This window comes from Trinickia mobilis, from assembly GCF_017315705.1.
Classification (GTDB): domain Bacteria; phylum Pseudomonadota; class Gammaproteobacteria; order Burkholderiales; family Burkholderiaceae; genus Trinickia_A; species Trinickia_A mobilis.
The window spans coordinates 1-17713 of sequence record NZ_JAFLRF010000055.1 but is presented as its reverse complement, the minus strand read 5'-3'; the positions used below and the strand labels follow the sequence as shown (position 1 = coordinate 17713).

Here is a 17713-nt window from a genome sequence, read left to right as displayed (position 1 = left end):
GTCGTTGTACCACGCTATGTATATCGTACAGAGCAGCGGCAACACGCCGACAAGGACGACCACAATTGCTACTCGCCGCAGTACGTGCACGAAGACCTCCGCTTTTTTCTTTTAATTGGTCTCGTCGACTATATGCGTGGTCGCACGCTGCAGCAAGCCACGTAGCCAAAAAGATGCCTCCCAAGGAGGGAGGCAATAAGGCGGCGTTAGGCCGCGCGGACGTGTGTCTCTAACGTCCGCAAATTGGTTTTGTCCTCGGGTTTGCTGGACCCGCGTCAGACCACGTGGGGGAGCATGCTCACTGTGTCACGTGGCACGGCAAGCGCCAGGCGGACCTTGTGGCCTCTGAGTTCGGGAATGTCCACAAGGCGCGCGATAGCGTCATCGAGATACTCGGCGTGAACGCCGACTACGCGATATTCCGGGTCCTCGTGCGTCGTGGTTACCAAATACGTGTTCATGATTAGTTGTCCTATTTCGGGTTGTCGACGACCGGAAAGACCGGCCCCTCCTTACGTATAGTCACCGCCTCGACGCCGCCACGAGCGCGCGCAGGCGCCCCATCGCATAGCCCGCTACAAACGCAAGCAGGATAACCAACACCAGCTGGTTGTACGACCAAGTGACCATGAGTCCTCCGTTAAACGTAGCGGCGGAAGTAACCCGCCGCTTGACGTATAGAGAAAGCCGTTGACAGACTGATTGACGAGGGCACGCCGACATCATTTCCGGTCGGTCCGGGATTGCGCCTCCTCAGAACGCCATTCGATGGATTTCAAATCGGTCCATCAGGTCCAAAATCACTGCGTAGCCGGCGTTGGACGAACCGAAAATATCGGGCAAGTCAAAACCTTCGTGCCGACCTTCGCGAAGCCACGTCATGACAGCGATGATGTCCGTGAAAAGTGCGTCGTCAATGATTCGGCGGCAAAGCGAGCCCGCGTCAATGCGTGTCCATTCGCTAGTGCATAGACTGACGAGGAATTCAGCGATGGGCCTCGCGTCTTCACCCACGCGATGACATGCCTCAAATAACCGCCGAGCGGCCTGCGCGCCGGGAGCGTCGGCGAATTGGTTACAAAGGGATGGTGTCTCTTTCATTTTCATGTCGCGCTTTCATCTCAGATTTGGATGAAAAATATAGCCACCAAGTTTATTTATGGCGCGAATGCGAAGCTCCCGTCCACCCGCGAACGGTTCGATGAACGCCCGCTGATTCATTGACTGACTTCCAGAACGTGCGTAAAATCCCTCCCCCGCTCCAAAAACACAACAAGGGCAAAGATGGGCACCGTAATCGAACTGGCTGCGTTTAGGCGCGCAAAGGCAATTCCTCGCAAGGCTGCTTACGCCGTGCGGCCTCCGTCCGAACCCAGTACAAAGCCTCACCCACCAACAAAAAGCCTGTCGCCCGACGACCGATGGAACGCGCTCACGCGCCCGGTGGCCTTCAAACCCGGCGCGCCCATTGACAGCCGCAAGAAGCAGGAAGTGCTTCAGCTTCTGGAATTCGAATTCTCCACGAACATCGTGGTCGATGATGACGGACGCGAATATCTCTGGTACCCAGATGAACACGAAAAGGCCCGTGCCTATTTCAGACTATTCGGGTTCGACATCGATACCCTTAGCGATGCCGATGCCATGTATGCCCTCTGGCTTCGACTGTCCGCATGCGCCCTTTATGTCAAAAAATATCTGGAAAATCACCAGTGGTTTTGCGAGTCGATGACCGCCGACATGCCCGCAGCGTGGTTCCGGTACGTCAAAGCGATTGCACGGCGGGACTACGGACAGACCGCACGTCTTTCGTACATTCTGGACCTCGACCCGTTCACACGGCCCACCCAGGACCACTGACTGAGGCGCGCAATAGGACTAGTTGCGGGCGGCGCTAAGCCCCAGTGCCGACAGGCGCTCATCTGGTGTCGGGTGCTGCGGGTCTGGCATCAGATGCGAGAGGGCGGTGTATGCGCCATCTTTAGCATCGAACCCAGCCTTGCCCGCAAGCGCAAAACCAAACTTGTCCGCCTGGTACTCCTCTTCTCGATAAAGACGCCATTCCTGCCTGGCGTATCGAGCCAGTTGTGTCCAGCGAGTAACACGGCCGCCTGCGTCAGCTATCAGTGCCGCGTAGCGTTGCTGCAGGTGCCCCAAGATGACGTGTCCCATCTCATGGGCAAAGACGAATCCCAGCTCATCGTCATTGCTGTCGTCGACGAATTCCTTGGAAACCACAACCCGGCTGCCCATCAGCGCCATCACCGGCCATCCGAGCCTCGGATATGAAAAAACAACGACTTGCCAGTCCCCGTCGCCCAAGGTATCGCTCAATTGGCTAACGATACGCTTCGCCCGGTCAATGTCCGGGTCACCTGGAGCAACCGCGACCGTCGATATCGCTCTCCACGTATCGTCGCAATACTGTTCCGCGATGAAATTGGCATCGGCGACGTTGGTTGAAACAGCGGCCTGCGCTGATATCGCCAATAAAGCGGCGACAAGCGCGCTACAACCCTCTAATAGTTTCACTGGCGTTGCCCTTTTTCTTTATTTTCGCGTCGAGCCTCGGGGACACACGGCTGGTCCGAACAGCATGCGGCGCGTCCAGCGCCTTGATGTTAACAGGCTGCGAGCGCGGGAGGACGGACGCCCCAGAAGTAACGATATTCCACGCGTCGTCGCAATAAACAGCTGAGGAGCTCAACCGGTTCATGCCTATATGTAACAGGCCAGACGAAAAACACATCGTCAGCATAGGCCAAAGGCGGGAGCCGGAATATCGAGCGAGCCCGTTCTAATCAAAAAGCCCCTCGTTTGAGGGGCTCTTCATTTCAATCAGCGGCTACGGCTGATATTGAATCGTCTGCATCATCGTCATCCGCCTCAGGAAAATCTTTGTCAGGTTGATAGTGGCTCGGGTCAATGCCTCTGCTTTTAAGCAACTCAGCGACCCACTTCTCCATTGCCTTGGCCCTACTCACCTGCAACAGGAATTCAGCCGTCCTGTTAGCCACGTGCCTGCGCGCCATCAATTCCTCGCTGATATAGCCGAACGTAACCGACTCCTCGCGCATTGTCTCATCGTTATCGTCAGTTGCCCATTTGTGGCCAAGCAACGTGGCAACCATCTTAAAATCGCTGCCTGACACGGTTTTCACTGCGGTACTGAATCCCCGGCGCAGGTCGTGCGGGATGTAGTATTCACTGGTCTTCAGCCCCATTTCCTCGCAGCACTTCTTCACAGAGTCACCCAAACGGCTCAGGTGGCCTGATGAACGCGTGACGTGGGCGGGGAAGACCCACTCGCCATGCGGGTCAGCTTCGCGTCGCTCACGCAGAAGGTCAAGCACGTAGTCACTCAGCGCCATGCCGCCTGTGTAGCCCTTCCAGCCTACATCGCCTTCTTTGACTGTGTAGATACCAAGCTCAAAGTCGACCTGCTCCCACCGCATCCTACGAGCAGCGCTGTTGCGGAACCCCGTCAGAAGGATAACCGTAATGCAGTCCTTGCTGACCTTGACTTTCTTGCGGTTTTGCAACGCCTTCCAAAAATCGGGCATATTGAGCGTCGGAATTGCTCGAACACGCCGCGTAGGTTTCTTAACCCGCCAGCGCTTTTTCATCGGTTTAATCGGATTGAACAACCGATTATTGTCGTCAGCAAAATAGGTGTAAATGCCTGAAACGAGATTCGCTGCCTGTATCACAGGCGACGATTCCAATTTCTTAATGTCAGACTCTTTCACCGAATTCAGGCACTTTTCAACACCTGCGCGTTCCTCTTTAGCCAGGACTGTCCACCACGGCTCTTCTTGCCATTTTCCAGAAAGACCACGCTCAAGCCTTTTGATTACAGCGAGTTTTTGCGCACCATTAATATCTGCGCCTGCACCATATCCCTCGTGCACGCTTCGCAAAATCTCGCGCTTAATGCAAGCCTTCAACGCCTCCTCTTCGAACATGCGCTGCCACTGGAAAGAATCGGTGTCTTTCAGCACCCAGTCTCCGGCAAGCGGACCCAACCACCGCCACTGGTCGGAATACGCGCTCTTGGTCTCGTCGGACAGATTCCGCTGACTCGACTGCAAGACCTTGTTCTCGAGGTATTTAGGAAAGGCCTCGGCAAGCGTCATCCCTTGTCGCGCAACCTTCTCGCGTTCCACGGGACTCATCAGTGCCTTCACACGGACGCGGCGGTAATGCTCGACGGCCATCAGGTAGTCGTAGTGCCCGTGCGGCACCGGAAACTCTGTTTCGTCGCCCTTGACCCTGGGAGCAATGAAGAAGGGCACTGAGCCCTCGACATGCTTACCACCGTAGCCACGGAACTTCCATTCCCACTTCGGCAGACCCAGCGGCGAGATGCGCAGGCCGAATCCCTTGGTGTTCGAGTCCCCCCAAGTTTTGCCCCAAGCGGGATTGACACCCTTCTTCTTCGTCTCGATGAGCCCGGCCACGACAGTGTGGCTCGACAGGTCGACTTTTATCGATTCTGCGCGCGGTTTTTTTGGGATTGCATCGTCGGCCATTTTGCCTCTGCGCGTATTTGTGGGAAAGTGGTTCCCCCCAATTTTCCCACACTTCCCCCCAAATCTTTAAATTTTCCCACACAAGTACTTATACAGACGCACCAATCTTATTGTGGGAAATTTATAAGTGTATGAATTTAAACTGTTTTCATAATCTCTTATATAGACGCACCAAACTCAAAATCCCCCGCCGCAAGGCGTGCCGGTTCGAGTCCGGCCCTGGGCACCAAACAACATCCAAGCATTCCAGCAGCCCCCATCCACCCGCGATAGCGCACGGCTTCGCGGGTTTTTGCTTTTTTAGCCGCAAACGCGTTTCGGCGCAGTCCATTTCCTCCTACCGATGTCAGCCGATTTCCCTTGGCGCGTGCTTCGGGAATACATCCTCGCAGATCGGCGTCTCCCTACGACAAAGCGCATTTCCGGAAAAAAAGATTTTCACGTTGCGCCCTATCTAAAAAGCTTCCGCCGCTGTCAAATGGCAAAGACGACCCTTAAGGAGCACGTCATGAAGATTCGACACCTCGCTTGTGCGCTGCTCGGTGTCGCCGCCTTCTGGGCGGCCGACAGCATGGCCGCGCAACCCGCTTACGCCTATCAAACGACAGTGCAGCTTGCCGGCGGCAAGACGCTGCAATGCGGCGTCAACGAGCCGCTGCCGACAGGCGACGCCCCCGCTGCCCTCACCCGCCGCGAGCAAACGCAAGCCGACGTCCTCGCGACTCAGCGCCTGCGCCTCCTGAGCGGCCCGGCGTCCGACTATCCGTCGCCCTACACGGCGCCGACCGTCACCTGCTCGAGCGCCGGCTGAGGCTGACCGCGTCGCGCCGTCCGGCGTTCGAGGCAATTACGAGGTGCGGTGCGGAACATCGTCCGGGAACGGATACGGCGCGTGCGGGCCGGGCCATTCGAGGGCGGGCGGCCCGCTCAGCGCGTCGCATCCCGCGACGCTCGTCAGGACGCCGAGGCACAACGCCGTGCAAAGCCAGCAGACGATCGATAGCTTGTCCATTGCAGGCCTCCTTTTCGCAAAGCCAAGCTAATGGTTTCGACTGCCGCGAGCGGGCAACGGTTGCGCGCGAACGGCGCGCAGCCTCAGGCGTGCTCGGCGACGATGCGGTTCGAACCCGACGACATGTCCGCGATCACCTAGACGATCTGCCCGACCACCTCGCCGCCGCGCGCCGCGATCCGCGCGGCGTTTTCGGCGAGCTCGTTCGCGTGCCGGGCGTTATCGGCGTTTTGTCTGACCGTTGCGGTCAGCTCTTCCATGCTCGAAGCGGGCAAAAAGGCCAAGCGCGATGGCCGCGCACGCGACCGCCCCGAAGAGCCCAAGCAGCAATGTGAAGCGCTGTTGCGCTGCTTCGAAGCGCGCCTTTTGGTGCTGCACCTGAAAGTCTTCGAGCGCGAGCGCCGCTTGCTTGAAGTCGGTGAACACGGCGTCCGGCGCCTGTCGCTCCGTCGTGCGGAAGGTCATGAAATCGTCCTGATCGAGCGCCGCGATTTCGGGCGTCAAGCTCTCGTTCAATAGACGATCGCGCTTCGCACGCAACGTATCGACGAGCGCCTTCTCCGCGTCGCTCGAGCGTTGCAGCGCCGTGTAACCGGCAAGCTCCCGATTGCTGCCGGCCCATTCGGCATGCACTCGCGCGAGCACGGGCGCCGTCGGCTTGCCTTGCGCGACGAGCGTTTCGTACGCGCCGAGATCGACCCGCACTTGCTGCAACGCTTCGCTGCTCGACGTCAGGTAGCGCAGCGCGGCGGTCTCTTCGGCGTACATCCTTTCGAGCGCGTGATTGGCGCTTTGCAAGCCGGCAATCGACGCCGCGATCACGAGCATCAGCGCCGCCGTAAAGCCCGCGATCGTCATCGTCAGCGCCACGCGGACGGTAGCGTTCCTGAACATGGTTGCCCTCTTGATGCAAAGACCAGAAGAAAGCGGCGAGCGGACAAGTCCGCCGCCGCAATTCGGAGCTTCTTTGGCGAGGTTGGTACTGCGAGGAGAGGATCCCGGAATCAGAAGCGCGTACGGATACCCGTGGTCGCCTCGACCTGGTTGGTCGCACCAAAGGTGGTCCCAACCGTGTAGCCGCCATGCAGTCTCATATAGTCGGCAGCCAGATAGACTTCCGTGCGCTTCGAGAGGTGATAGAAGATCGAGCCGTACAGCGTTTCCTTGTAGCCGTTGTGCGTGCCCTGGGTCGGATCGAAGGCGCCGAGGTTCGCGTTCGGGATGTCCCCGTCGCTGTTGTACGCAGCGTTATGCACGCGCATCTGCTGGTAGCCGAGCTCGTAATCGAGCGCGCCCTTCGGCGCCAGCTTGAACGACACCGTCCATGCGTTGTCCTGGCGCTGGCCTAGCGCGCCCTGGTTGCCCCAATAACGGAAGTAGCCGGCGTTGGCACGCAGGATGCCGAACGTATAGTTGCCGCCGACCGAATACGCCTGGTTCGTGAAGCCGTCGCGGTTCACGTGGTTGTAGAACGTCGACGCGTTGAACGGGCCGCCGTTGTAGCCGAGGGCGAACTGGTAGTTGGCGTTGCTGCCGAAGCTCGTCGAGTTGCCGAACGCGTAGCCCGCGCTCGCGAAGATGCCGTTGTTGAACAGCTTCTTCCACGCGAGGCCGTTGCTGTAACGCGTGCCCGTGGCGCTCGCCGCGTAGAAGATCATCTGCTTGAAGTTGTTGGCGTTGGTCCAGCCGCCTTCTTCGGTCGTGAGCTGCGCGGTGCCGTACGGGTCGCCGTAGATCGCTGCCGCGTCGCGCGCGATCGTGTTCTGGAAGCCCGCCGTGAACTTGCCGATCGTGTCGTTCTGGACACCGACCCAGGCGTCGCGGTCGAAGATCTGGTTCGGGTCTTCCATATTTCCGTCGCTCACCCGGTATTCGCTTTCCAAGCGGAAGATGATCTTCGTGCCGTTGCCGATGTCTTCGGCGCCCTTCACGCCCCAGCGGCTGCCGCTGAACCACGGCTCGCCGCCGATGCCCATGCCGATCACGTGATTGCCGGCCGCGTCGGCGTGGGATTGATACGTGGGCACGCTCAGGTCGATGAGGCCGTAAAGCTGCACGCTGGATTGCGCGTGAGCGTTACTCGCTGCGAGTGCGCCGGCTGCAACGGCGAACGCGAGGTACTGTTGCTTCAAGACTGTCTCCTCAGATTGCTGCGTTGAATTTCTGATTTTTCCGCTGTCGGTTGCTGCCTGCCGGTTGCCCGGTCGCTACGACGAACAACGGATGAGACGAATCCTAGTTACCTCAATCCTTCACGCTCCTTTCGTGTCTCATTCGTACAACTTAGTGATATCACTGATACAGGACACTAAGTCCTGCATACATTACGACGCATCCCTGGCGCGAAGGATGTAGCCGAGGCCGCGCAGCGTCATGATCTGTGCGCTCGAGCTCGCAAGGTGCTTGCGCAACCGGTGAATGTAGATGTCGATGGCGTCCACGCTCGGCTCGTCGTCGAAGCCGAACACGCTGTCCATCAGCGTGGTCTTCGAGACCGTCTTGCCCTGCCGCAGCATCAGCGTTTCCAGGATCGCATGCTCGCGGCGCCGCAGGTTAAGCGGCGCGTCGTTGTGGCGGAACTCCCGCGTGTCGGAGATGTACTGCAGGTCGCCGCACATGAGCCAGCCCGACTTGTCGCTCGACTGCCGGCGGATCAGCGCCTTGATGCGCGCCACCAGTTCGCGGCCGTCGAACGGCTTGACGACGTAATCGTCCGCGCCCGCGCTGAAGCAGTCGACCTTGTCGTCGATCGAGCCGTGCGCGGTCAGCATCAGCACCGGCACGTTGTCGCGCCGGCGGCGCAGACGGGCGAGCACATCCTTGCCGCTCATGCGCGGCAGACGCATGTCGAGCAGCACGACGTCGTAGCGCTGGGTCGTCAACACGGAATCCGCGGCTTCGCCGTCGGGAACGCAATCGACGGCAAAATTCTCCGCACGCAGCAGGTTGACGATCCAACGCGAAAGTTCGGCATTGTCTTCGACGAGCAGCAGCTTCATTCTTTTTCCTCAGTCCTCCACATGGGCAAGCGGACCGTCACGACGAGCCCGACGCGCCCCGCACCGGGCGTCAGGGCAACCGTGCCGCCGTGCGACAGCGCAATCTGATGGACGATCGCGAGCCCCAGCCCGGAGCCCTCGACATCGCTCGCCACCCGGTAGAAGCGCTCGAACACATGCGCGCGCGCTTCGGCCGGAATGCCGGGACCGTTGTCCACCACTTGCAGCATCACCTCGTCGCCGTCACGCCGGCAAATCGCGGTGACGCTCCCCCCTTCGTGCGTATAGCGGATGGCGTTGTCGACGAGATTCGCTACGAGCGCCGCGAGCAGGCTCTCGCTGCCCGCCACATGGACGCCGTCGTCCAGTTCGGCGCCAAGATCGAGCTGGCGCCGCTGGGCGGCCACCACGGCTTCCTCCAGCACCGACGACACCACCGCCGCCAGATCCAGCTTGGCCTGCATGCGCGGCATCGATACCGACTCGGCCTGGGCAAGCAGCAGCAATTGGCTCGTCATATCGGCCATCTTCCGGCTCGTGCGGCGGATGCCCGTCAGGGCCTCCGACAACGCCGGATCGCGCAGATCGCACTGGCTTGCGCATTGCACCTGCGTGTCGAGCAGCGTCAACGGCGTGCGCAATTGATGCGCCGCGTCGGCGATGAACTGACGCTGCGTCGTCGTGTGCAGCTTCAGGCGCGCGATGCATTGGTTGATCGCATCGACGATCGGCCGCAGCTCCGACGGCAGGTGATGCACGCGGATCGGTTCGAGCTCCATCGGCTCGCGGTCTGCGACGTCGTCCTTGAGCTTCATCAGCGGCCGCAATTCCATGGTCAGGCCGAACGGCACGAGCACCACGACCAAAGCCAGCATCAACCACTGGCGAACCAATTGCGGACGCCACAAATCTTCCAGCATGGCTTGCCGCGACGCCTGCGTCTTGGCGACGATCACGGTGACCTGCTGGGCCGTGCCCGAGTCGTACAGCTGCCGCTCGTAGGCGACGGCATGAATCGGGAGATCGCCGAGCTTGGTGTCGTAGAACACCGGGAACCGGGTGCTGCCCGCGGGCAGTGCGAGATCGGGACTGCCGCCCAGCAGCCGGTCGCGGCCGACGACCACTTTATAGAACACCTGATCCTGATAAGGCGACGCGAAGATCTCGAGCGCGGCAGGCGGGATGTTCGCCGTCAATGCGCCGTTCTCCCAGTCGACATCTTCGATGATGGTTCGTGCGGAAGACAGCAATGCGTTGTCTTGCAGCAGATCGGCGGTCTGACGCGCCGCATCGTACGACATCCTGCCGGTCACGAAGACAAAGAGCGCGAGCGGCAGCAGCAGCCACAACAGCAGACGCGCACGCAAGCTAAGCAACATTGCACATTCTCCAACATGATCCGGCCGGGCCGGCAAAATGCAACATCGCCCTTGCCTGTGCCGGCAAGGACGGTTGTCTTTGACAATCAAGCCTCAGAATGCGGCGGGCCGCCACTTCAGCAAGCGCTTTTCCAACGTGGTCAGCAGATAGTCCGTAGCGAGCGCGACCACGGCCAGCACGATCATCGCCGCGAATACGCCGCTCGCGTTGAACGCCCCCTGTGCGGTGGAAATCAGCAGGCCAATGCCCTGCTTGGAGCCGAGGAATTCGCCGACCACCGCGCCGACCAGCGCGAAGCCGAAGCTCACGTGCAGGCTCGCGAGAATCCACGACAGCGCAGACGGAATCACGACAGACGTCGTCAACTGGCGCTTCGAGGCGCCCAGGATCTGCGCGTTCGCGATCATGTAGCGGTCGGCTTCGCGCACGCCCTGGAAGGCATTGCCGAACACGACGAAAAATACCATGACCACGGCGAGCGCCACCTTGGAGGCCATCCCGAGGCCGAGCGCAATCACGAATATGGAGCCGAGCACCACGCGCGGAATCGAGTTGGCGATCTTGATGTAAATGCTGAAGACATCGGAGAGCAGCTTGTTGCGGCCCAGCACGACCCCGCACACGATGCCCCCTGCCGAGCCGATCAGAAAGCCGAGCAAGGTCTCTTCGAGCGTGACCCACACCTGCACGAGCAACGGCCCCTGCGACGTGCCGTTCTGGAACCAGTCGACGATCTGCAAAAAGATCAGCGACGGCATCGAGAAAAAGAACGGGTCGATCCATTTGAGGCGTCCGGCGAGTTCCCAGCCGCCGAGCACAGCCACGAGCACGAGGATCCGCAGTGCGATGATCAAGGCGTGCCGCTGCCGCATCTTGCGTTGGGCGATCAGTTCGACCTTGGCGGCCGATTCGCCGTCGAACGCCATCTTCATTGAGCTATCACGAGATGCCATGAGTGTATTCCGTTGTGCCGTCGTGTTAAGCAATTTGCACTTCCTCGCGCAAGTCGCGCCAGATGTCGCGCGAAATGTCGATGAAGTGCGGATCGTAGCGAATCTCCGATGTGACCCGCGGACGCGGCAGGTCGATCTCATACACCTTCTTGAGCGTCGCCGGGCGCGCCGTCAGCACGAACACGCGGTCGGCAAGCGCGATCGCCTCTTCGAGGTCGTGCGTGACGAACACCACCGACCCCGCGTTCGCCGACCACAGCTGCAGCAGCTCGTCCTGCATCAGCGTGCGGGTCTGCATGTCGAGCGCCGAGAACGGCTCGTCCATCAGCAGGATTTCGGGCTTGTTGATGAAGGTCTGCGCGAGCGCGACACGCTTTCTCATGCCGCCCGACAATTGATGCGGATAGTGCTTGCCGAACTTCTCGAGACCGACGCGGCGCAGCCACTGGTTCGCCTCGTCGTAGGCCGCCGATTTCGAGCGGCCGCGAAAAAGCGGGCCGGCCGCCACGTTGTCGAGCACCGAGCGCCACGGGAACACCGCGTCCGCCTGGAACACGAAGCCGATGCGCGGATCGATGCCGTCGACGGGCGAGCCCATCACGCGCACCTCGCCGGCGGTGGGCTTCAAGAGCCCCGTGATCATGCTGAGCGTGGTGGATTTACCGCAGCCCGTGGGGCCGACGATCGCGATGAATTCGCCCTGCGCGACAGACATGCTGAAATCGCGCAATGCGACGGTTGCCTTGCCGTCGGGAGAAATGAAGCGGCACGACACGGAGCGGAATTCGATAACCGGTGCGTCTTTGGGTGGAACTGGGTTCATCGGGGACCTTCCTGGAAAAAACCCGGGCCGCGCGAAGCGGCTCCCGAGGCGCAATGAAGTCAGGCGGCGCCTGACGCACAAACGCGATCGGCTGAAGCCGATTTATTTGGCGCTGACGAAATCGTTCGTGTAGGTCTTGGACAGGTCCACGTGCTTGCCCTTGACCGACGGGTTGAAAGCCGCAAGCACCTTCAGCACCGTGGCCGGGCCGTCGGCGGGCATCTTGCCGTCCGGCGTGTACATCGGCAGCGAGGCCTTCAGCGCGCTCACGTAGAGCGTTTTGTCTTTCTGGTAGTCGTCAGGCATCTTCGCGGCGATTTCTTCCGCGCTATGCGTGTGGATGAACTGCATCGTGCGCACGAACGCATGCGCGAGCTTCGCGGCCTGCGCCTTGTGCGAGTCGGCCCACGCGGCCTGCACGTAGAGGCTCGACGCCGGGTAGGTGCCGCCGAGCGCGGCCCTCGTGCCGTCGACCGAGCGCATGTCGACTAGCACCCTCGCCTCGCCCGATTTCTGCAGCGCGGAAACGGTGGGCTCGGTGGTCATGCCCGCGTCGATGCGGCCTTGCTTGATCGCGGCGATGAAGCTCGCGTCGGCGCCGACGGGCAGCATCGTGTATTCGGTCGACTGGATGCCGTGCTGGCCGGCGAGGTATTGCGTGAGGAAGCTCGTCGACGAGCCGAGGCCCGTCACGCCGAGCGTCTTGCCCTTGACGTCGGCCATCGACTTGATCGCCTCGGCCGATTTCGTCGACACCATCTCGACTTCGCCCGGCACCTGTCCGAACACGACGATCGCCTTGACTTCCTTGCCCTTGGTCTGCAGATCGATGGTGTGATCGTAGAAGCCGACGACGCCCTGCACAGCGCCGGCAAGCAGTTCGTTTTCGGCGTCGACGCCGGCCGGCTGCGACAGCAGCTCGACGTCGAGCCCTTCGTCCTTGAAATAGCCGAGCTGCTCGGTGAGGCGCGCCGGCAAATAGATCAGCTTCGTGATTCCGCCGACCATGATCGTGATTTTTCCCGAGTCGTCGGCCATCGCATGTTGCGATGCAATGCCGAACAGCAGGCTGGAAGCGAGAGCGATATGGCGAAACGTGCGGAAGGTGGGTCGCATCGATTGTCTCCGTTATTGTCGGGAGCCGGCCCAATGCCGACTATCTCTATCGATGGCGGGATTCTAGTGGCGCGAACCCTTCTTCATGCTTTCACGAAGATGCACCTTCCGTACGGGATTTCCATGAGGGCGGAGGCGAACGGCGTCGCGCTGCCTGCTGCCGAGCCGCCCGCCTGCTACGCTTCGAGCCGCTCGAACGCCTGTCCTTTCGTAAGCACACTACGAGTCCAAGTCACGCTATCACTCGGGCGAACCGTCTCGGTGCTCGGACAGTTGGTGACGCAGATCCGAACTTTCGCTGTATGAGGCTTCGGCCCGTTCATTGTCGCCCCGTGCTTGGAAGACATCGCCTATGTTCTGCAGCGAAACCGACAGGTCGAGCAGTGCTACGGGCGTGCCCCCCAGGCGCTCGACCAGTTGGCGGCGAATCGCCAGGCTTTCTCCATACACGGCTTCTGCCTGCTGCCAGTCTTCCCGTGCGCGCGCAACGTCGCCTACCTTGTTCAGCGAGATTGAGAGATCGCGCAGCGATTCAGGCGTGCCACCCAGGCGCTCGACCAGCCGGCGGCGGATCTCCAAGCTTTCTCTATATGCAGATTCCACTTTCGCTACTTCGCTCCGCGCTCGCGCAACATCGCCTACCTTGTTTAGTGAGACCGAGAGATCGCGCAGCGATTCGGGCGTGCCCCCTAGGCGCTCAACCAGCTGGCGGCAAATTGCCAGGCTTTCTCCATATACGGATTGCGCTTTTGCCCAGTCGCCCTGTACACATGCAGCGTCGCCGACGTGGTCAAGCGATACCGAGAGATCGCGTAGCGATTCGGGCGTACCACCCAGGCGATCGACGAGTTGACGGTCTATTTCAAGGCTTTCTCGATATGCAACTTCTGCCTGCATCAGGTCCCCTTGCGTACGCGCGACTTCGCCAACGTTGTCGAGCGCCACCGAGAGATCGCGCAGCGATTCAGGCGTGCCCCCTTGGCGCTCGACCAGCTGGCGGCGGATTTCCAAGCTTTCTCGGTAGGCTGCCTCCGCTTGCGCCCAGTCTCCCCGCGCTCTCGATATACCTCCGACATTTTCCAGCGAGACCGAGAGATCCCGTAGCGATTCGGGGGTCCGCCCCGAGCGCTCGACAAGTTGGCGGCGGATTTGCAAGCTTTCGCGATACACAGCCTCCGCTTGCGCCCAGTCACCTTGTGTACGTACAACGCTGCCAAAATTGTTCAGTGAGATCGAGAGATCGCGCAGCGATTCAGTTGTGCCCCCCAAGTGCTCGACCAATTGGCGGCGAATGTCCAGGCTTTCTCGATACGTTGCTTCCGCTTGCGCCCAGTCACCCTGCACTCGCGCAACGCCCCCAACACTGTCCAGCGCGACCGAGAGATCGCGCAGCGTCTTGGGCGTACCGCCCAGGCGATCGACGAGTTGACGGCCAATTTCAAGGCTTTCTCGATATGCGACTTCTGCCTGCGTCAGGTCCCCTTGCGTACGCGCGACTTCGCCAACGTTGTTGAGCGCCACCGAGAGATCGCGCAGCGATTCAGGCGTGCCCCCTTGGCGCTCGACCAGCTGGCGAGAAATTTGCAGGCCTTCTTGACATACGGCTTCCGCTTGCGCCCAATCGCCCTGCATCAACGCGACTTCGCCAACGTTGTCCAGCGAGACCAAGAGATCGTGCAGCGACTCGGGGGTCCGCCCCGAGCGCTCGACGAGTTGGCGGCGGATTTGCAAGCTTTCGCGATACACGGCCTCCGCTTGCGCCTGGTCACCTTGCGGACGTACAACGCTGCCAAAATTGTTCAGCGAGACCGAGAGATCACGCAGCACTTCGGGCGTGGCACCCAAGTTCTCAACCCGTTGACGGCTTATTTCAAGGCTCTCGCGATACGCGGCAACTGCTTGTCCCCAAGCGCCCTGCGTGCGCGCGACTTCGCCAATCATATCGAGCGACACAGAAAGGTTGCTCAGAGACGCGTCATCTCGCGCCTCACTATAATGTCGCCGTGCTAGAAATACTGCGTCTAACGCCACCTGCTCCGCGTCGGCCGGCCTCCCCGCCGACAACAATTCACGGCACGCACGCCAAGCTGTAGGTAAAAAAATTCGTTGGGACGGACCGCTTTCGTGGATACGCTGCCACTCGAGATATGCAGATAAGGCAGCGCCTCTTTTAGCCTGAACGACCGGCGCCGTTGCGCGTTCGCCCTGCGCCGGAACAAAAACCGGCACCGCTGCACGCAACTCCTCGCTCAGCGCCCGCACGTGCCAGATATCGGGCGCGATGCCGCGCGTTTCCGCCCGGAAGCCCGCAGGCAAGACCAGCACCAACGGACGGACCAAGTCTCGCTCAAGCAAAAAACGTCTTTCGTTAAGCCGAGCCAAAAACTCTTTACGAGCAACATTCCACCGCTTGTCGCTGGGATAGCGCTGCAACCCGAACCATAACGCGCCTTTTTGCTTGGAATACGCGGCAAGCTCGGCGATGAGCGTGTCCACGAGCGCAGCCGGATCGCGCACGAAATCGTCCTTCACTTCCCGCCGCTGCAATGCCCGGTCTTGCAGTACCAATCGCTGATCGATCCAATCCGCCAATTGCAGCGACGGCCCAACGTCAGCAAAGAGAAACACTAGCGAAAAGTCATCCGGCTGCCACTCAAGATGGCGCAGGATATTGACCGCTACGCGTTCCGTAACCGCATCAAGCGTCAGCGCTGACATAAGCGTCTACCACGTCCCGCAACAACGGATGGACGTCATACCAATCGCTGCCGTTGCGATAATTGAGGACCAGCCGGTTGTCGAGAAAATGCGCCAGCGTAGGCAAGTCGGCATCCTTCTCCAAACAGGTGTCATGGGTCTGTGATATCCGTTTGAGCCAGCCCAGATGGTCTTCCGGAATCGGCAACATCTCGCCGCGCGCAGCATTGTTGGCCTGCTTGATAGCCTCGACGTTGAGCGGCAACTGAGCATCGTCGCGCACTGAGGGAAGACAAAGCCTGATAAGCCGAAAGAACTCACGCAGGTCGCCGCCCGAATTCAGCGCCAACTCGTCCAACGCAGCAGGCTCGAAGATCTTCTTCCAGTCGGGGTAGCGTTTGGCAATAACGGTACGCAGCCTCTCCAGACCAGCACGGTCCGGTTCGCGGCTGCGATCCTTGAAGATGTGCGTACTGACGAGGCGCCGCGTGACGGCTCCCCCCATCAGCGCCCCGGCACCGGCGGCAAGCACCGAGAGATAGGGCGGAATGGTGTACACCATGTGCAGCACCGGAACCTTCAGATGCTCGGCATGACCAAAGAACAAATTGCGCACGCTCTCGTACACCGCCATCGCTTCGCTGCCGACACCGCGAATACGCTCGACGGAATCGATCAGGAGCACCACTTTGCACTCCGGATCACCGCGCTGCTCTCGAACGTATTGGACCCCTTCGGCGAGAAAGTCGTGCGCATCCCGCACGAGCTGCGCAACATGGCCGCGCGCCGCCTCCTGCACTCGCCGCTTGAAATCGGGATCGTCCTTGAGTGCGGCCTTAATGTCGACACCGGCGACCTTGAAGCCCAGGTCCTTGATTTCAACCTTGGTTTGAAGAAACGCGGAGATGCGATCCCAATAGCTGCGGTCTCCCGGAGACCCGCCGTAACGATCCTTCATCTGTTCCGACATGGCACCGGCAACGGCGATCAGAAAGTCGCTGATCTCGACTTCCTTGGTCAACAGCAAGAATTCAGAGAGATCGGCATAGAACACTTCGGCCCCGAGATCCTCCAAACGCCGCTTGAGCCGCTGCAGCTCCGTGCTCTTGCCCGTGCCGCGTTGCCCGGTGAACAGGCATACGCCGCCACCCTCCTGCCAGTCGATTTCAGTGGCCATCTCTTCGACTGGATCCACAACGACGTGGTTGGCAATGCCTTGATTGATCTCCTCCACGTAGACGGGATCATCGGGCTCGAGGATTCGATCCTTAAGCGCGTTATAGAGCTTTTTCAGTTCATCCCGTGTGGCAGGGGCGAGCGGCATGGTTTGAATCTCCGGAGCGTACGTTCGGCAATCGTCAAACGGCAAAGATGGAGCAGCCGTCGCTTTACCCGCCCACGGGCCAATTACCAATATGCCGAACTGAACGGGCAATACTGTTAGATACGAAATACTAGCAGTATTGCTGGCGCCCAAATAGGCGCCACCTAACTGATCGGCTTGCGCCCGACCTTGCCGCGGCCTTGCCGCCATTCGCCGCTGATCAGGATGTCGCCCCGTCGAAACGAAACTGGAATCGAAATCAGCCATGTGTGTCGTCCGTCTTTCCGGTTGCGCACAGGTCACGCTTCCTTGCGCCCTACACGTCAAATCACGCAGCGCACGGATCGCGCTGAATGCCGATCATCGCGACATCGATCGGCGCGAGATGCCCACGGCGATGCTCGTCCTGCAGACGGTCACGCATGTTCAGGCTCCTCGGTCTTCACCGGCGGGCCGGCGAACGCCGTCGCGAACTGGCCGATCGAGAGCATGTCGACTTCGACGAGCACCGGCCCCTCTTTCGCGAGACCTTCGCGGATGACCGCATCGGCCGCATCGAGCGACGAAATGCGATAGTGCGTGAGGCCAAGGCTCGCGCAGAACTGCGCGAAGTCCGGCTGGTGCAGATCGACGTAGTAGCGGCGCCCGCCGTACTGCGCGTCCTGGATGTTGCGGATCACGCCGTAGCACTGGTCGTTCATCAGCACGATCATCACGTCGGCGTTTTCCTGCACCGCCGTCGCGAGCTCGCCGACGTTGACCATCAAGCCGCCGTCGCCGACGAGGCAAACCGTCTTCGCGGCCGATCCGGCGAGCGCCGCGCCGATCGCCATCTGCATGCCCTGGCCGATGCCGCCGCCCAGCGCATGCACGCCTG

18 protein-coding genes are annotated in these 17713 nt (G+C 60.5%); 2 read left to right on the top strand and 16 right to left on the bottom strand.

The window, feature by feature from the left end:
* Window positions 1-275: 275 nt before the first annotated feature.
* Both J3489_RS33790 and J3489_RS33785 read right to left on the bottom strand, forming a co-directional pair.
* A complete protein-coding gene (locus tag J3489_RS33790) occupies window positions 276-461 on the bottom strand; it encodes a hypothetical protein (RefSeq protein WP_207005163.1) in 186 nt (61 codons plus the stop codon).
* 292 nt (window positions 462-753) lie between these two features.
* On the bottom strand, window positions 754-1107 hold the full coding sequence (locus J3489_RS33785; RefSeq protein WP_207005162.1) for a DUF7673 family protein: 354 nt from the start codon (window positions 1105-1107) through the stop codon (window positions 754-756).
* A 177-nt stretch (window positions 1108-1284) separates the two neighbouring features.
* Between J3489_RS33785 and J3489_RS33780 the strand changes: the two genes are divergently transcribed.
* Complete coding sequence (locus tag J3489_RS33780; RefSeq protein WP_207005161.1) at window positions 1285-1860, top strand: hypothetical protein; 576 nt, start codon at window positions 1285-1287, stop codon at window positions 1858-1860.
* Window positions 1861-1878: 18 nt separating this feature from the next.
* Here J3489_RS33780 and J3489_RS38665 read toward each other — a convergent pair whose 3' ends face one another.
* Together J3489_RS38665 and J3489_RS33770 are read right to left on the bottom strand one after the other, a co-directional pair.
* Window positions 1879-2532 (bottom strand): M48 family metalloprotease, encoded by a 654-nt coding sequence (locus tag J3489_RS38665; RefSeq protein ID WP_207005160.1) that lies wholly within the window; start codon window positions 2530-2532, stop codon window positions 1879-1881.
* 302 nt (window positions 2533-2834) lie between these two features.
* Window positions 2835-4532 carry a tyrosine-type recombinase/integrase gene (locus J3489_RS33770; RefSeq protein ID WP_207005159.1) on the bottom strand — a complete coding sequence of 566 codons (1698 nt, stop codon included), beginning with the start codon at window positions 4530-4532 and terminating at the stop codon, window positions 2835-2837.
* A 508-nt stretch (window positions 4533-5040) separates the two neighbouring features.
* Between J3489_RS33770 and J3489_RS33765 the strand changes: the two genes are divergently transcribed.
* Window positions 5041-5343, top strand: a complete 303-nt coding sequence (locus tag J3489_RS33765; RefSeq protein ID WP_207005183.1) for a hypothetical protein — start codon at window positions 5041-5043, stop codon at window positions 5341-5343.
* 36 nt (window positions 5344-5379) lie between these two features.
* Here the strand turns inward: J3489_RS33765 and J3489_RS33760 are convergent, their stop codons facing one another.
* The 12 genes from J3489_RS33760 to J3489_RS33710 form a co-directional block, all read right to left on the bottom strand.
* A complete protein-coding gene (locus J3489_RS33760) occupies window positions 5380-5544 on the bottom strand; it encodes a hypothetical protein (RefSeq protein ID WP_207005182.1) in 165 nt (54 codons plus the stop codon).
* Between the two features lie 137 nt (window positions 5545-5681).
* The gene (locus tag J3489_RS38425) at window positions 5682-5804 is read right to left on the bottom strand and encodes a hypothetical protein (protein ID WP_255555322.1); all 123 of its coding nucleotides are present in this window, start codon (window positions 5802-5804) and stop codon (window positions 5682-5684) included.
* Entirely contained in the window at window positions 5764-6402 is a 639-nt protein-coding gene (locus tag J3489_RS33755; RefSeq protein WP_242540527.1) for a Tar ligand binding domain-containing protein, read from the bottom strand. The genes J3489_RS38425 and J3489_RS33755 overlap by 41 nt, the downstream gene beginning before the upstream one ends.
* Window positions 6403-6548: 146 nt before the next feature.
* A complete protein-coding gene (locus J3489_RS33750) occupies window positions 6549-7712 on the bottom strand; it encodes a porin (RefSeq protein WP_508617104.1) in 1164 nt (387 codons plus the stop codon).
* A gap of 156 nt (window positions 7713-7868) precedes the next feature.
* Window positions 7869-8543, bottom strand: coding sequence for a response regulator (locus J3489_RS33745; RefSeq protein ID WP_207005156.1), 675 nt, complete (start codon window positions 8541-8543; stop codon window positions 7869-7871).
* Window positions 8540-9922: a sensor histidine kinase gene (locus J3489_RS33740; RefSeq protein ID WP_207005155.1), complete on the bottom strand. Its 1383-nt coding sequence runs from the start codon at window positions 9920-9922 to the stop codon at window positions 8540-8542. Before J3489_RS33740 ends, J3489_RS33745 begins: the two co-directional genes overlap by 4 nt.
* A gap of 93 nt (window positions 9923-10015) precedes the next feature.
* Window positions 10016-10876, bottom strand: coding sequence for an ABC transporter permease (locus J3489_RS33735; protein ID WP_207005154.1), 861 nt, complete (start codon window positions 10874-10876; stop codon window positions 10016-10018).
* 25 nt (window positions 10877-10901) lie between these two features.
* Window positions 10902-11699, bottom strand: a complete 798-nt coding sequence (locus J3489_RS33730; protein ID WP_207005153.1) for an ABC transporter ATP-binding protein — start codon at window positions 11697-11699, stop codon at window positions 10902-10904.
* Window positions 11700-11801: 102 nt separating this feature from the next.
* A complete protein-coding gene (locus J3489_RS33725) occupies window positions 11802-12815 on the bottom strand; it encodes an ABC transporter substrate-binding protein (RefSeq protein ID WP_207005152.1) in 1014 nt (337 codons plus the stop codon).
* A gap of 240 nt (window positions 12816-13055) precedes the next feature.
* Entirely contained in the window at window positions 13056-15533 is a 2478-nt protein-coding gene (locus J3489_RS33720; RefSeq protein ID WP_207005151.1) for a tetratricopeptide repeat protein, read from the bottom strand.
* Window positions 15514-17103 carry a P-loop NTPase family protein gene (locus tag J3489_RS33715; RefSeq protein ID WP_207005150.1) on the bottom strand — a complete coding sequence of 530 codons (1590 nt, stop codon included), beginning with the start codon at window positions 17101-17103 and terminating at the stop codon, window positions 15514-15516. Before J3489_RS33715 ends, J3489_RS33720 begins: the two co-directional genes overlap by 20 nt.
* Window positions 17104-17252: 149 nt before the next feature.
* Window positions 17253-17713 (bottom strand): thiamine pyrophosphate-dependent enzyme (locus J3489_RS33710; protein WP_242540434.1); only part of this gene is annotated, 461 nt, incomplete at its 5' end.